We start from the raw sequence: 14,442 nt of genomic DNA, 5'->3' as shown, positions 1-14,442 counted from the left end.
AAGGCGATTTCAGGGTCGCCTTCGCCGGCAAAACTGGCTCCTGCAGGGGGGATATGCGGTGAGCGGCCTGTCGCTCTCCGCACCTGATGTAACCGCGTTAAATAAAAACAGCTAATAACAATAAAACGAGGATGTAGGGATGAAGAAGAACAACAACGCTCAGCTTATCTGCCAGTTGTCCGCGGTTGCGGCCATGATGCTGGCCGGTAGTGTGCACGCGGCTGACGCGTTCAGCGCCGATTCCGAATGGATGACCGGCGATTGGGGTGGCGAGCGGACCAAGCTGATCGAGCGGGGCATCGACATCAAGATGGACTACGTCGGTGAAGTCGGTGGCAACCTTCACGGTGGCTACAACAACGACAAGACCGCGCGTTACGCCGACCAGTTTGGCCTGGGCGTGGCGCTGGACCTGCAAAAGCTGTGGGGCTGGGATAACACCCAGGCCAAGGTCCAGCTCACCAACCGTAACGGTGAGAACATCTCCAATGACCGTGTCGGCGATCCGCGTGCCGGCACCTTGAGTTCCTCCCAGGAAGTCTACGGCCGTGGCCACATGGTTCGCCTGACCCAACTGTGGATCAAGCACCAGTTCCTCGATGGCAAACTGGACGTCAAGGCCGGTTACTTCGGCGAAGGCGAAGACTTCAACACCTTCCCGTGCGAGTTCCAGAACCTGGCGTTCTGCGGTTCCCAAGCGGGTAACTGGGCGACCAACATCTGGTACAACTGGCCGGTCATGCAGGCTGCGGTTCGCGTGAAGTACAACATCTCGCCTGAGTGGTATGCGCAGATCGGCGCGTACAACCAGAACCCGTCGCAACTGGAGCACGGTAACGGCTTCAAGCTGAGCGGCAGTGGTACCAAGGGCACCGTGTTGCCGGTCGAACTGGTCTGGTTGCCTAACCCTGGCAACCTGCCGGGCGAATACCGTGTCGGTTACTACAAAAGTACGGCCAAGGCCGATGACGTTCGTGAAGACGACAACGGTAATGACGCCGCAACCAGCGGTAACGCCTATCGCAGCCACAGCAGCAAGTCCGGCTACTGGTTCGTTGCGCAGCAACAACTCACCACCCACAACGGTGACGCTTCCCGCGGTCTGAACATTGCTGCCAACGCTACCTTCCACGACAAGGACACCAACTTCGTCGATAACTACCAGTCGCTGATGCTGGTGTACAAAGGCCCGTTCGACGCACGGCCGAAGGATGACTTCGGTATCGGTGCCGCCCGTATCCATGTCAACGATGACGTTAAGAAAAACTCAGAGTTGGTCAACGCCTCCAACAATGTCACTGACTATCAGGACCCGTTGTTCGCGCCGCTGCGTAACACTGAGTACAACTACGAGATCAACTACGGCTTCCACGTCACCAACTGGCTGACCGTGCGTCCTAACCTGCAATACATCACTCACCCGGGCGGTGTGGATGAAGTCGACAACGCGCTGGTGGCCGGCCTGAAAATTCAGTCGGTGTTCTAACGCTGTTGCGATAAGCTCCTCTCTATGTGCGCATTTTTGCGGACAGCCTTGGCTGTCCGCTTTTTTTTGGGGCGGCGCACCCCGAATGATTTTCAGGACCGTGGCACATGCATGAGCATCCGCTACAACGCTTCTTCAAATCCTTGCGCGAACGTCCGGTGTTTGCGTGGGAGCGCTATCAGAAGCGCGATGTGCTGGTGATTGATCACCCGCTGTGTCAGGCGGTGTTCAGCCGGCAGGGCGCGCAGTTGCTGCACTTCCAGCCCAAGGGCCAGAAGCCCTGGCTCTGGTGCGCGGCGAAGTGGCCACAAGTCGGCGCGATTCGTGGCGGTGTGCCGGTATGCTGGCCGTGGTATGGCCGTCATCCAAGCGAAAACGCCTGGCCTTCCCATGGCTGGGCACGGTTGATCGACTGGAAACTGCTCGACAGCAGCCATGACGACGATGGCGTGCGCCTGCATTGGCAACTTCAGCTGTGTGACTGGCAAGTGGACCTGCACGCACACTTGGGCGAGCGCATGGATCTGCGCCTGAGCACCGAGCATCAGGACAGCCTGCCGTGCCAATTGAGCCAGGCGTTGCATGCCTATTGGCGTATTGGTGATGTCGGTGAGATAGCGCTGTCCGGGCTCGATGGCGCCCACGGTTACGACCAGTTGAACCGCCAGGTTTGCCAGCAGGAAGGCGAGTTGAGAGTCGACGGTGGGTGTCAGCGGGTGTTCCAGCATGACGGTGAATTGCAGCTCAAGGACCACGCCTGGCAGCGCGAGTTGTGCATCGACACCGGTGACCATGCGGACACTGTGGTCTGGCATCCGGGGGCGCGACCGTTGCTGGGGGTGAGCTGGAACGAGATTTCAGAATTTGTGTGTGTCGAGGCGGCGAGTGGCGGGACCGACAGTTTGAGCCTGGCGCCGGGGCAGAAAGCGCATTTGAGTTTGCAGGCGCGGGTGGGGGTTTAGTTCCAGAATCTTTGCGCCTGGGCTGGCCCTTTCGCGAGCAGGCTCGCTTCCACAGTGGACCTGCTTTGAATACAAATACAGTGTCCACCGAAGATCTAATGTGGGCGCGAGCCTGCTCGCGATGAGGCCAGGACAGGCAATGAAGATATTGACCTAGTTAAACTCATCCCCAACCGGATACCGACTGGCATTGAGGCTCTCTTTGATCTTGCGCAAATGCGGCTGGAAGTCCACGCCACGGCGCAAGGTCATGCCGGTGGCCAGCACATCCAGCACGGTCAGCTGGATGATCCGCGACGTCATCGGCATATAGATGTCGGTGTCTTCCGGCAACGGAATGTTCAGGCTCAAGGTGCTGGCCTTGGCCAAAGGCGACCCCTCGGCCGTCAGCCCCAGCACTGAAGCGCCGTTCTCCCGGGCGATACGCGCCACTTCCACCAGTTCGCGGGTGCGGCCGGTGTAGGAAATGATCACGAACAACTCGCCGGTATGCGCCACCGACGCAATCATGCGCTGCATCAGCACGTCGGCATGGGCGGTGACCGCCAGGTTGAAGCGGAAGAACTTGTGCTGCGCGTCCAGCGCCACCGGGGCCGAGGCACCAAGGCCGAAGAAGTGGATCTGCCGGGCCTGGATCAACAGGTCGACGGCGCGGCTGATCAGGTTCGGGTCCAGTGCCTGCAAGGCACTGTCCAGCGACGCAATGGCGCTGCCGAAAATCTTCTTGGTGTACGCCTCGGGATTGTCATCGGCCTCGACTGCACGGCTGACATACGCCGCGCCGCTGGCCAGGCTCTGGGCCAGTTGAAGCTTGAGCTCCGGGTAGCCACTGACGCCGAACGAACGGCAGAAACGGTTGACCGTCGGCTCGCTGACCTTAGAGGCCTGGGCGAGGGCGGCAATGCTGAACCGGGTGGCCAGCTCAGGGTTGAGCAGGATCACTTCGGCGACTTTGCGTTCCGCCTTGTTCAGGTCTTCAAGGCGATTCTGGATCTGTTCCAGTAAATTTCGCACGCGGTCCATATATGTTCCTTAGCTCCGCAAACAAGAGAGCAATGCAAATAAGGGCCCCGGCTATGCAAATTGGGACTTTGATCGGGCCCGTCACGGTGGCCTATCCTACTGATGGCTCCGACCGACCACCACTCGGAATCTGTATTTTGCGAAAATGTTGTGGTTATTACTACATTTTCCCTTGAGTGATGCCTTGAAAAAAGGTATTTGTAGCTTAACTTGATAAAAGAACAAACATCATGCCTTCGATTACGGTTGAACCGTGCACCTTTGCCTTGTTCGGCGCCCTCGGTGACTTGGCCCTGCGCAAACTGTTTCCTGCCCTTTATCAACTCGATGGCGCAGGCCTGCTGCACGAGGAAACGCGGATTATCGCGCTGGCCCGTGAGCCAGGCAGCGAGCAGGAACACCTGGCGTTCATCGCCTCCGAACTGCGCCGTTATGTAGGTGCCAAAGAGCTGGACGAAGCTGTGGTCGAACGCTTCCTGGCCCGTTTGAGCTACCTGCATGTCGACTTCCTCAAGGCCGACGATTACGTCGCCCTGGCCGAAATGGCCGGCAGCGCGCAGCGTGTGATTGCCTACTTCGCCACGCCGGCCGCCGTTTACGGCGCGATCTGCGAGAACCTGTCGAAGGTCGGCCTGACTGAAAACACCCGCGTGGTGCTGGAAAAGCCCATCGGTTCGGACCTGGAATCCTCGCGCAAGGTCAACGACGCCGTGGCGCAGTTCTTCCCGGAGAACCGCACCTACCGCATCGATCACTACCTGGGCAAAGAGACCGTCCAGAACCTGATCGCCCTGCGTTTCGCCAACAGCCTGTTCGAAACCCAGTGGAACCAAAATTATATCTCCCACGTGGAAATCACCGTGGCCGAGAAGGTCGGCATCGAAGGCCGCTGGGGTTACTTCGACAAGGCTGGTCAGCTGCGGGACATGATCCAGAATCACCTGCTGCAACTGCTCTGCCTGATCGCCATGGACCCGCCGGCCGACCTGTCCGCCGACAGCATCCGTGACGAGAAAGTCAAAGTGCTCAAGGCCTTGGCGCCTATCAGCCCGGAAGGCCTGACTACACAAGTGGTGCGCGGCCAGTACATCGCCGGGTACAGCGAAGGCAAACCGGTTCCGGGGTATCTGGAAGAACCGAATTCGAACACCCAAAGCGACACCGAAACCTTCGTCGCCCTGCGTGCGGACATCCGCAACTGGCGCTGGGCCGGCGTGCCGTTTTACCTGCGCACCGGCAAGCGCATGCCGCAGAAGCTGTCGCAGATTGTCATCCACTTCAAGGAACCGTCGCACTACATCTTCGCCCCCGAGCAGCGCCTGCAAATCAGCAACAAGCTGATTATCCGCCTGCAACCGGATGAAGGCATTTCCTTGCGTGTGATGACCAAAGAACAAGGCCTGGACAAGGGTATGCAGTTGCGCAGCGGTCCGTTGCAGCTGAATTTTTCCGACACTTATCGCAGCGCACGGATTCCCGATGCCTACGAGCGGTTGTTGCTGGAAGTGATGCGCGGCAATCAGAACCTGTTTGTCCGTAAAGATGAAATCGAAGCCGCGTGGAAGTGGTGTGACCAGTTGATCGCCGGGTGGAAAAAATCCGGTGATGCGCCCAAGCCGTATGCGGCCGGGTCCTGGGGACCGATGAGCTCCATTGCTCTGATCACGCGGGATGGGAGGTCGTGGTATGGCGATATCTGAATTGAAACTGCCTCAGGGCGTCAGCGCCCATGAGTTCAAAAGCCCGGTGTTGCTGGCCGATGGTCTGGCGCTGAATGTGGCCAAGCAACTGAGTGACGCCATCGACGCTCGCGGCAGCGCGACGCTGGTGGTGTCCGGTGGCCGCAGCCCGGTGGCTTTTTTCCAGAACCTGGCGAAGCAGAAACTCGACTGGTCCAAGGTCGTGGTCACCCTGGCCGACGAGCGTTGGGTGCCGGTCGAGCATGCCGACAGCAATGCCGGTCTGCTCAAGCGTTACCTGTTGCAAGGCCCGGCAGCCAAGGCTCAGTTTCTGAGCCTCTACAGCGCCACCGCGAACCTTGAACTGGCGGCCGAGCAGGCCGACCGTTTGCTCGCCGAATTGCCGCCGATCGACGTGTTGATCCTCGGCATGGGCGATGACGGTCACACCGCTTCGTTGTTCCCCAACAGCCCGAACCTGATCGATGCCTTGAAAGTCGACGGCACCCGTCGGTGCTATCCGATGCTGGCGCCGACCGTGCCGCATCAGCGACTGACCATGAGCCGCGCGCTGCTGGCCTCGGCCAAGACCACCGTTCTATCGATTTCCGGTCAGTCCAAACTGACCACTTTGAGTGCCGCATTGGCCGGTGACGATGTCGCCGCCATGCCGATTCGCGCGTTTCTGCAACCTACGTTAGAGATTTACTGGTGCCCATGAGCCAAGGATCAGCCGCTATGACAATCACATCCCCGACCGTTTCCATGGCGGACAAAATTGCCCTGATCGACAGCCTCTGCGCCAAGGCGCGGATCCTGCCGGTGATCACCATCGCCCGCGAACAGGACGTCCTGCCGCTGGCCGATGCCCTGGCCGCCGGTGGCCTGACTGCCCTGGAAGTGACCCTGCGTTCGCAGTTCGGCCTCAAGGCCATCCAGATTCTGCGTGAGCAGCGTCCGGAGCTGGTGACCGGTGCGGGTACTGTGCTGGATCGCACGATGCTCGCCGCTGCCGAAGCGGCCGGCTCGCAGTTCATCGTCACCCCGGGTATCACCCGTGACCTGCTCGAAGCCAGCGTCGATAGCCCGATCCCGCTGTTGCCAGGCATCAGCAACGCTTCCGGCATCATGGAAGGCTATGGGTTGGGTTATCGCCGCTTCAAGCTGTTCCCGGCGGAAGTCAGCGGTGGCGTTGCCGCCATCAAGGCCCTTGGCGGCCCGTTCGGTGAAGTGAAATTCTGCCCGACCGGCGGCGTCAGCCCGGCCAACATCAAGAGCTACATGGCGTTGAAAAACGTGATGTGCGTGGGCGGTAGCTGGATGCTGGATCCCGAGTGGATCAAGAACGGCGACTGGGCCCGCATTCAGGAATGCACCGCCGAGGCCTTGGCGCTGCTGGACTGATCGGCTTTTACCAAACACTTCGTTGTGTGTTCTACGGCTTTACGGTGCGCTTGGTCGGTGCACCGTTTTTTTTTGCCTGATGAAATACCGCTCCTGCAAGGGAAATGAGGCGATACATAGTTACCGCCTCTCGCCGCCCATCCAGCGTTAACCTGCGTTCATCTTATGGAAGAGAGAACGTCATGGACGACACCACCTCCGCAACACCCGCACCCTCCGTTTACCTGCTGTCTCCCGAGCAAATTGCCGGCCCGTATTTCCGCAATCCGAAACTGATCAGGCGCAACATCAGCGAGAGCGCCGATGGCATTCCCCTGGTGCTGCGACTGTCGATTGTCGATGCCATGACGGGGGAGCCGGTGACCGGAGCCCTGGTCGATATCTGGCATTGCAATGCGCGCGGTGCGTATTCGGGCTGGAGCAAGGTCAATCCGGACCAGGAAGTCGATGTCGGGGACATCGGCTCCATCCCGCGCACGGACGACGACACCTATCTGCGTGGCGGACAATTCACCGACAAAAAGGGCATTGTGCGGTTTACCACCATCTACCCGGGGTTCTATGCCGGCCGTACCTTGCACATTCATGTCGCCGTGCGCATTACGTCCGGCAACAATTACCTCGACGAACGACACGTCGCCTGGGTCGGTCAGCTCTACTTCCCCGAACCCGCTTCACGTTCGGTGCTAAACGCCCGGGACTACAGCGGCCGATCGGTCTCGCCGTTGAGCAACAATGAAGACACTTATTACCGCGAGCAGGCTGGCGAGGCTTCGACATTGACGGTCCACACCCTCGGTCGAGACTCGAACGAGGATGGCTTTTTCGGGCATACGACCATCGGTATCGACACGTTCGCCGCTTCGACGCAAATCAAGCCGGAGGACTTCGACAAATACACGGTCTGACGTCAGCGCAACTCGCTCAGCGCCCTGGCCAGCAGATCCATGTCGGCAGCGGTGGTGGTGAGCCCTGGTGTAATGCGAATGCAGGGCCCGCTCGCCGCGCCACTGCGGACCACGGTGAACAGGTTGTAATCGCTGAGCAGCCGCTCGACCATCGCCTGTTGATCGGTATGCCGGGTAAAGCGCATCGAGGTAATGCCGCAATACAGTCGCGGGTCATCGGGTGTCATGATCTCGATCCCCGGTAACTCGCGAACTGCATTGACCCACCGGTTGCGCAGGTAATTGAGCCGTGTGCTCTTGGCAGCGGCCCCGCCCATGGCCAGGTGCTCCTCGAACACCAGCGGCAGCGTCAGCAGGGCCGGGATGTTCGGTGTGCTGTAGGGCGTGCGGGCGCGGATATCGGTGACCGGGAAGTGCATCTCGCCCATGTCCGGGTCGATGTCGGCCAAACGCTCGGGGTCTATATAGATAAAGCCCAGCGTCAGGGGCGCGCCAATCCACTTGTGCAGGTTGAAGCCGGCGAAAGAAACGCCCAGCTCATCCAGATTGAACTCGATCTGGCCGAGGGCGTGCGCGCCGTCAAGGATCACGTCGATGCCGTATTCTTTGGCGGCAGCAGCAATGGCCTGCACGGGCATGACCAATCCGGTGCGATGGGTGACATGGGTCAGGGCCATCAATTTGAGCTTTGGATAACGCGCAAAAGCGTCGCGATAAGTCGCCAGCAAGCTGTCAAACGTTGCGGGGTGCGCGTGGTCGATTTCGATCACTTCCACGCCGCGATGCCGCGCCAGCCAACGCATCGCGCCTTTGACCGTGTCGTACTCCAGATCGCAAATCAGCACCTGATCGCCCGGCTGAAGGCGATTGTAATTGCGGATCAACGATTGCAGGCCGTCCGACGCGTTGCGGGTGAGGGCCACGGTGTCGACTGGAACGTCGATCAGGCGGGCGAGCTGCGCCCGGATCTCGAGACTTTCGATCTGTTCGAAACGCTGGCGTACATGCACCGAGTTGCTGCGGTTGATCAGCTCGATATTGCGCTCGTACTCCTCGACCACGGTGCGCGACATCCGTCCGAAGTAACCGTTTTCAAGGTTGATGGGCCCGGGTTCGACCGAGTAGCGGTCGGCAAAGGTTTTCCAGAAATGTTCATCACGGGCGCGACGGGTGTTATCGGGCATGAGCTACTCGGCTTTTTTGATGACGATGTCAGTGGCGCGGGGCAGGTTTGCCGTGTTTGGCGCGCAGCGGTTCGAGCAGGTCCGACAGACCGTTGTGGTCGATCTCCTGCATCAGGGCCAGCAATCCGCCCAGCTCACCGTGCGGGAATCCTTCACGGGCGAACCAGTTCAGGTATTGGCCGGGCAGGTCGGCAATGATGCGACCCTTGTATTTGCCGAAGGGCATTTCACGGGTGATCAACAGTTCGAGCTTTTCAGGGTTCATCTATCGGTCGTCTTGATTCGTCAGGCTGGAAAATACAGGCATTCTGCATGCAGGCCAATTGACAGTTCATGCAAAAAAAGCGGATACAGATTTGGTCGCTATAACTAACTTGTTGAAATATAACGCATAAATTCTCGGTTCGAAGCTGGCATGCAGGGTGCAATAGCTATTGCATCTTTCATCAACCCGCAAGGAATTGAAAAATGACCGACATGAATAAAGAAGCGATCTCTGTACTCAACGACCTGATTGAAACCAGCAAAGACGGTCAGGAAGGGTTCAAGACTTGCGCTGAAGACATCAAACACCCTGAACTCAAAACCCTGTTCGTGCAACGCTCCGCCGACTGCGCCACCGCCGCTGCCGAACTTCAGAGTGCCGTGCGTTCGATGGGCGGCGATCCGGAAACGTCCACCAGCGTCAGCGGTGATCTGCACCGTCGTTGGGTCGACGTCAAAGCGATGTTCACCGGCAAGGATGAAGAAGCCGTGCTGAACGAAGCCGAACGCGGTGAAGACCATGCACTGAAGGCATACAAAGAAGCCCTCGAAAAAATCAACAAGCACAATCTGGTGGGCATTCGTGACCTGGTTGAACGTCAGTACCACGGCGTGCAACGCAATCACGATCAGGTAAAAGCCCTGCGCAACCAGGCTCGCGCACGCTCTTAAGCGTTCGTAGCCTGTCAAAAACGCCAGCCAGTCTGGCGTTTTTTTGTGTCTGGGATTTAACGCTGGACGGAATATAGATAGCTCGCTAATAATTTGTTTTTCAAGTGACTTCAGTGAACCCGACTATCGTTAAAAACGTCCTTTCAAGAGTCTTTTACGTGCCTATCACTTTGCAGGCTTTGTTTGCGCCTGACCGCCGCGCCCTACAGTTCGCAATCAAAACCTTGATCGGTGGCGGTCTGGCCCTGTGGCTGGCATTGCGCTGGGGGCTTGAGCAACCCGCCTGGGCATTGATGACGGCGTTCATCGTCGCTCAGCCATTGTCTGGAATGGTGGTGCAGAAGGGGCTGGCACGGCTGCTGGGCACGCTGGTCGGCACGATTATGTCGGTGGTATTCATGGGCTTGTTCGCCCAGACGCCTTGGCTGTTTTTGCTGGCCTTGGCGTTGTGGCTCGGGTTGTGTACGGCGAGTTCAACGTTGCTGCGCAGTGCCTGGTCCTATTCATTTGTGCTGGCCGGTTACACGGTAGCGATCATCGCGTTGCCGGCCATTACCCATCCACTGACGGTGTTCGACCAGGCCGTGGCGCGCTGCACGGAAATCTGTCTGGGCATCCTGTGCGCCACGGCGGCCAGCGCGTTGCTGTGGCCGATGCGCGTCGAGCGACAACTGGCGGATCAGGCGCGAGCCGCCTGGAACAGCGGGATGAATGCTGCGCGTGCAACGCTGGCCGGCGATGCTCAGGCCCGTAAGGGGTTGCTGGAAATCCTCGGGCGAATCGTCGCGGTCGATGCCCAGCGCGAACATGCCTGGTTTGAAGGTGGCCTGGGTCGGCAGCGGGCACGAGCCATCAGCGGCTTGAGCCAGAAGCTCTTGATGCTGCTGCGCATCGCCCGTTCGGTGCGCCGTCAGTGGAAGCAGCTGGAACCACAGGAAGCCGAGCAACTGTCGCCGTGGATGACCGAGGTTCAGGTTGCGCTCAGCGGCGACGATACGGCGACCCTGCAAGCGTTGCGGCCGAGGTTGCTCGATGCGTCCCATGACCCGCACATCAGCTCCGCGCAGAGTTATTGCCTGGCCCGTTTCACCTTGTTGCTCGATACCGCGATGGCGGCCACTGCGGCGATGAAAGCGGTGGAGGAGGGGCGCGAAACGGTCGATCCGCCACGCACCCTGGCGCCGCACCGCGACCTGTCATTGGCGCTGGTGTTTGGCGCGCGTAGTGCCCTGGCGTTTCTGGTGGTGTCGTGCTTCTGGCTGGCGACGGCCTGGCCCGCCGCGTCGGGCGCCCTGGTGCTGACGTGCGTGGTGTGCAGCCTGTTCGCCAGTCGCGAGAACGGTGCGCAGATCGGCATGAGTTTTATGCGAGGCATTTTCCTGGCGATTCCGGCGGCGTTTTTCGTCGGGCAGATTCTGCTGCCGCAATGGAGCGGATTTGCCTTGCTCTGCATGGGCATGGGCGTGCCGTTGTTTTTCGGTGCGCTGGGCATGGCCAAGCCGCAGATTGGGGCCACGGCGACTTCGTTCTGTCTGCATTTCATCGTGCTGGTGTCGCCGCTGAACGCGATGAAATTCGACGTCGCCACGTTCTTCAACAGCGCCCAGGCGATGGTGGTCGGTGTCGGCGCGGCGGTGCTGGCGTTTCATTTGCTGATCCTGCGTAACCCGGCGTGGCATGGCCGCCGCTTGCTGGCAGCGACGCTCGACGATCTGGTGCGGCTGACCCGACGTAACCTGCGGGGTGCCGAAAGCTGGTTTGGCGGACGCATGGCCGACCGCTTGCTGCAACTGGCGCGGCACTATCCCGAGTTGCCGGAACCGGCGCGCAGTCGCTGGGATGACGGCTTGCTCGGCCTCGATATCGGCGATGAATTGTTGCATCTGCGGTTGAGCCTGGCGGTGGCGCAAGTGCCGGTCAGCGCACCGCAGCGGCGTTATCTCGAGCAGTTGGAAAAAGTCCTTGAGCAGGGCCCTGCGGGCAACCGCGCCGATGCGCTGGAACGACCCAGCGCAGATTTCTTGAAGACCTTGTACGCGTTGCCACCCAGCGACGCGGTGAAACTGGCTCAGGGCGCGGTGCTGCAATTGCAGAGCAGTTGGCGCGCCTGGTGCCGTCAACAGGAGCAAAGCCATGGGCTTGCGTGAGTGGTCGGTGGGCGGCGTGCTGCTCAGTCCGTTTTTGATTTATGTGCTGCTGGCACTGCTGGTCACCGGAGCCTTGCGCATGCTGTTGCGCCTGACACCGGTCGGCCGCTGGATCTGGCACGAAGCACTGTTTGATTGCGCCTTGTACGTCTGTGTATTGACCTTGATCACCGTCGTCCTCGGACCTTTATAAGGAGTTGAACATGCGTACCCCCGTACGTGTCGCGGTAACCTTGAGCCTGGTGGCGGTGGCGATCTTTGCCGGCTTCCATTTGTGGCAGTACTACATGCTTACGCCCTGGACCCGGGATGCGCGGATCCGCGCCGACGTGGTGGTCATCGCCCCGGACGTCTCGGGGTGGGTGCGTGAGCTCAAGGCGTTCGATAACCAGCCGGTCAAGGCGGGCGACCTGTTGCTGAGCATCGATCGTGACCGGTTCGAAGCGGCGCTGGAGAAGGCCCAGGCGGTGGTGCAGACCCGCCAGCAACAACTCAATCTGCGCGAACGCGAAGCCAGTCGCCGCGCCAGCCTCGGGCCGCAAGCCATCAGTGCCGAACTGCGCGAGAACGCACAAATCAACGCCGGTATCGCCCGGGGTGAATTGCGTGAAGCTCAGGCGGAAGCCAAGGTTGCCGAACTCAATCTGGCGCGCAGTCAGGTCCATGCGCCTCGCAGCGGCCACATCACCAACCTGCGCCTGGCCCAAGGCAATTATGTGAACGCCGGGCAGCCGGTGATGGCATTGATCGATGATTCGACCTTCTATGTGCAGGCGTATTTCGAGGAAACCAAGTTGTCGCGGATTCGGGTGGGCGATCCGGTGAAGATCTGGTTGATGAGCGCGGGCGAAGCGCTGGACGGGCATGTGGAAAGCATCAGTCGCGGGATTACCGATCGCAACACCACGCCAGATGGGCAGTTGTTGGCGGAGGTAGAACCGACGTTTAACTGGGTGAGGCTGGCACAGCGGATTCCGGTGCGGATCAAGATTGATAAATTGCCGGAGGGCATGAATCTGAGTTCGGGGATGACGGCGAGTGTGCAGGTAAGCGAACGCTAAATACGCTGCGCCGCAATCATTGTGGCGAGGGAGCTTGTCGGAACGCCGCACCGTCCCGCTCGGCTGCGAAGCAGTCTAAAAAACTCACGCCGCAGTTGATCAGATCAAACGCGGCGCCTGATTTGGGGGCGCTGCGCCCCCCAACGGGACGGTGCGGCGTTCCGACAAGCTCCCTCGCCACAGGTGAGAGGTGAATCAGCCGATGCTGATCGCCGGCAGGGTAGGCAGCGTCACCGTCTGCTGCTTGCGCGGCGCCAGAATCTCGGCCTCGCCATCCACTACCAATTCATCGCGCTGGTTAAACACCCGCGTGGCGATCCGCACACGAAACTTCGGCAGTTTCTCGAGAATTTCCAGGCGCACGGTCAGGGTGTCGCCAATCTTCACCGGCTTCTGAAAGCTCATCTGCTGACCGATATAAATAGTCCCCGGCCCAGGCAACTCGCAAGCCACGGCCGCGCTGATCAGCGCACCGCTGAACATGCCGTGAGCGATGCGCTCTTTGAACATGGTGCCGGCGGCGAATTCCGCGTCCAGGTGCACCGGGTTGTGATCACCCGACATCGCGGCGAACAACTGAATGTCGCGCTCTTCGACCGTCTTGCTGTAGCTGGCGGTCTGGCCGACTTCGAGGGCTTCGTATGGGGTGTTGGTAACCTGGGTCATCTGTTTCAATTCCTGTGACGAATAAAAAATCCACAAAAAAACTATTCCGATCTGGGTGGCCGGCGGTGGCTCAGCGCCTGGGCGATCCAGTTCAACACGTCATTGATCACTTCATCGCGGTTGCTCTCGTTGAACAGTTCATGCCGTGCCTGCGGGTAAATAGTCAGTTGCAGGTTTTGGCTGCCGGCCGCGCGTAGTGCATCGGCCAGATCTTTCAGACGTTTGCCTTCGCTCACCGGATCACATTCACCGCCAATCACCAGCAACGGCAGGCCCGGATCAATCTGAGCGAGATTGGACGCTTTGCTGATTTGCTGCAACCCACCGAGCAAATCGATCCACAGCTGATTGGTGCAACGAAAGCCGCAGAGCGGGTCGTTGGCGTACCGATCGACTTCCGCCGGATCGCGGCTTAGCCAGTCGAAACGCGTGCGCACCGGTTTGAATTTTTTGTTGAACGAGCCAAACGACAGCCACTCGATCAGCGCACTGCGGCCCTTGGGCCCCTGACGCAGTTTTTCGACACGGGCAATCTGACGTGCCGCGCGATAGAGCGCGATGGGCTGGAAGTTCGAACCGCTGAGCACCGCACCGTGCAGGCTGGCGCTGTGATGCAGCAGGTAGGCCTGGGCGATGTAGCTGCCCATGCTGTGGCCGAGTAGCACGATCGGCACGCCAGGATGTTGCTGGCCGATGTGCTGGTTGAGGCTCGCCAGATCGCCAACCACTTTGCACCAGCCATCGTCATCGGCGAAATGGCCGAGCGTCCCGTTTTCGGCAGTTTTGCCATGTCCACGCAGGTCCGGCGCGTAGACACCGTAACCCTGCGCGCAGAGTTTTTCCGCCAGGCGGGCGTAGCGACCGCTGTGTTCCGCCATGCCATGGGCCAGCAGAATCACGGCTTTCAAAGGCGGATCGGGCAGCCACTGGTTGACGAAGAGGCGGCTGCGGTCACTCGCGGTCAGCCAGAAAGTGTCGTGGATCAT

15 protein-coding genes are annotated in these 14,442 nt (G+C 59.8%); 10 read left to right on the top strand and 5 right to left on the bottom strand.

What is annotated here, in order from left to right:
* The first annotated feature begins 139 nt into the window (after positions 1–139).
* Positions 140–1,486, top strand: a complete 1,347-nt coding sequence (locus tag FHL16_RS16005) for a carbohydrate porin (protein WP_010457384.1) — start codon at positions 140–142, stop codon at positions 1,484–1,486.
* Between the two features lie 107 nt (positions 1,487–1,593).
* A complete protein-coding gene (locus FHL16_RS16000) occupies positions 1,594–2,448 on the top strand; it encodes a D-hexose-6-phosphate mutarotase (protein ID WP_010457382.1) in 855 nt (284 codons plus the stop codon).
* 153 nt (positions 2,449–2,601) lie between these two features.
* On the opposite strand, the gene FHL16_RS15995 is transcribed toward FHL16_RS16000, so the two are convergent.
* Positions 2,602–3,462 (bottom strand): MurR/RpiR family transcriptional regulator, encoded by an 861-nt coding sequence (locus FHL16_RS15995; protein WP_169858048.1) that lies wholly within the window; start codon positions 3,460–3,462, stop codon positions 2,602–2,604.
* Between the two features lie 239 nt (positions 3,463–3,701).
* Here FHL16_RS15995 and zwf point away from each other — a divergent pair, with 239 nt between their 5' ends.
* The 4 genes from zwf to FHL16_RS15975 all read left to right on the top strand — a co-directional run bounded on the left by zwf (position 3,702) and on the right by FHL16_RS15975 (position 7,462).
* The gene (zwf, locus tag FHL16_RS15990) at positions 3,702–5,171 is read left to right on the top strand and encodes a glucose-6-phosphate dehydrogenase (protein WP_010457378.1); all 1,470 of its coding nucleotides are present in this window, start codon (positions 3,702–3,704) and stop codon (positions 5,169–5,171) included.
* Positions 5,158–5,871 (top strand): 6-phosphogluconolactonase, encoded by a 714-nt coding sequence (pgl, locus tag FHL16_RS15985; protein ID WP_077748690.1) that lies wholly within the window; start codon positions 5,158–5,160, stop codon positions 5,869–5,871. Before zwf ends, pgl begins: the two co-directional genes overlap by 14 nt.
* 17 nt (positions 5,872–5,888) lie before the next feature.
* Positions 5,889–6,554, top strand: coding sequence for a bifunctional 4-hydroxy-2-oxoglutarate aldolase/2-dehydro-3-deoxy-phosphogluconate aldolase (locus FHL16_RS15980; RefSeq protein ID WP_010457374.1), 666 nt, complete (start codon positions 5,889–5,891; stop codon positions 6,552–6,554).
* 182 nt (positions 6,555–6,736) lie between these two features.
* Positions 6,737–7,462: an intradiol ring-cleavage dioxygenase gene (locus tag FHL16_RS15975; RefSeq protein WP_077748689.1), complete on the top strand. Its 726-nt coding sequence runs from the start codon at positions 6,737–6,739 to the stop codon at positions 7,460–7,462.
* A gap of 2 nt (positions 7,463–7,464) precedes the next feature.
* On the opposite strand, the gene FHL16_RS15970 is transcribed toward FHL16_RS15975, so the two are convergent.
* Positions 7,465–8,646 carry an aminotransferase class V-fold PLP-dependent enzyme gene (locus FHL16_RS15970; RefSeq protein ID WP_077748688.1) on the bottom strand — a complete coding sequence of 394 codons (1,182 nt, stop codon included), beginning with the start codon at positions 8,644–8,646 and terminating at the stop codon, positions 7,465–7,467.
* Between the two features lie 28 nt (positions 8,647–8,674).
* Positions 8,675–8,911, bottom strand: coding sequence for a DUF3820 family protein (locus FHL16_RS15965; RefSeq protein ID WP_010457368.1), 237 nt, complete (start codon positions 8,909–8,911; stop codon positions 8,675–8,677).
* Positions 8,912–9,114: 203 nt separating this feature from the next.
* On the opposite strand from FHL16_RS15965, the gene FHL16_RS15960 reads away from it, so the two are divergent.
* The 4 genes from FHL16_RS15960 (at position 9,115) to FHL16_RS15945 (ending at position 12,790) form a co-directional block, all read left to right on the top strand.
* On the top strand, positions 9,115–9,582 hold the full coding sequence (locus tag FHL16_RS15960; protein WP_010457366.1) for a ferritin-like domain-containing protein: 468 nt from the start codon (positions 9,115–9,117) through the stop codon (positions 9,580–9,582).
* Between the two features lie 158 nt (positions 9,583–9,740).
* The gene (locus tag FHL16_RS15955) at positions 9,741–11,729 is read left to right on the top strand and encodes an FUSC family protein (protein ID WP_077748687.1); all 1,989 of its coding nucleotides are present in this window, start codon (positions 9,741–9,743) and stop codon (positions 11,727–11,729) included.
* Positions 11,716–11,922 carry a DUF1656 domain-containing protein gene (locus FHL16_RS15950; RefSeq protein ID WP_008151119.1) on the top strand — a complete coding sequence of 69 codons (207 nt, stop codon included), beginning with the start codon at positions 11,716–11,718 and terminating at the stop codon, positions 11,920–11,922. Before FHL16_RS15955 ends, FHL16_RS15950 begins: the two co-directional genes overlap by 14 nt.
* A 10-nt stretch (positions 11,923–11,932) precedes the next feature.
* Entirely contained in the window at positions 11,933–12,790 is an 858-nt protein-coding gene (locus FHL16_RS15945) for an efflux RND transporter periplasmic adaptor subunit (protein ID WP_077748686.1), read from the top strand.
* A gap of 195 nt (positions 12,791–12,985) precedes the next feature.
* Here the strand turns inward: FHL16_RS15945 and FHL16_RS15940 are convergent, their stop codons facing one another.
* Both FHL16_RS15940 and FHL16_RS15935 read right to left on the bottom strand, forming a co-directional pair.
* Positions 12,986–13,456 carry a MaoC family dehydratase gene (locus FHL16_RS15940; RefSeq protein ID WP_008151121.1) on the bottom strand — a complete coding sequence of 157 codons (471 nt, stop codon included), beginning with the start codon at positions 13,454–13,456 and terminating at the stop codon, positions 12,986–12,988.
* A gap of 41 nt (positions 13,457–13,497) precedes the next feature.
* Positions 13,498–14,442: an alpha/beta hydrolase gene (locus FHL16_RS15935; RefSeq protein WP_010457358.1), complete on the bottom strand. Its 945-nt coding sequence runs from the start codon at positions 14,440–14,442 to the stop codon at positions 13,498–13,500.

This window comes from Pseudomonas sp. FSL W5-0299, from assembly GCF_005930655.1.
GTDB lineage: Bacteria > Pseudomonadota > Gammaproteobacteria > Pseudomonadales > Pseudomonadaceae > Aquipseudomonas > Aquipseudomonas mandelii.
Note: the sequence above shows the minus strand (reverse complement) of the source record. Positions and strands in the feature narration are given on the sequence as shown.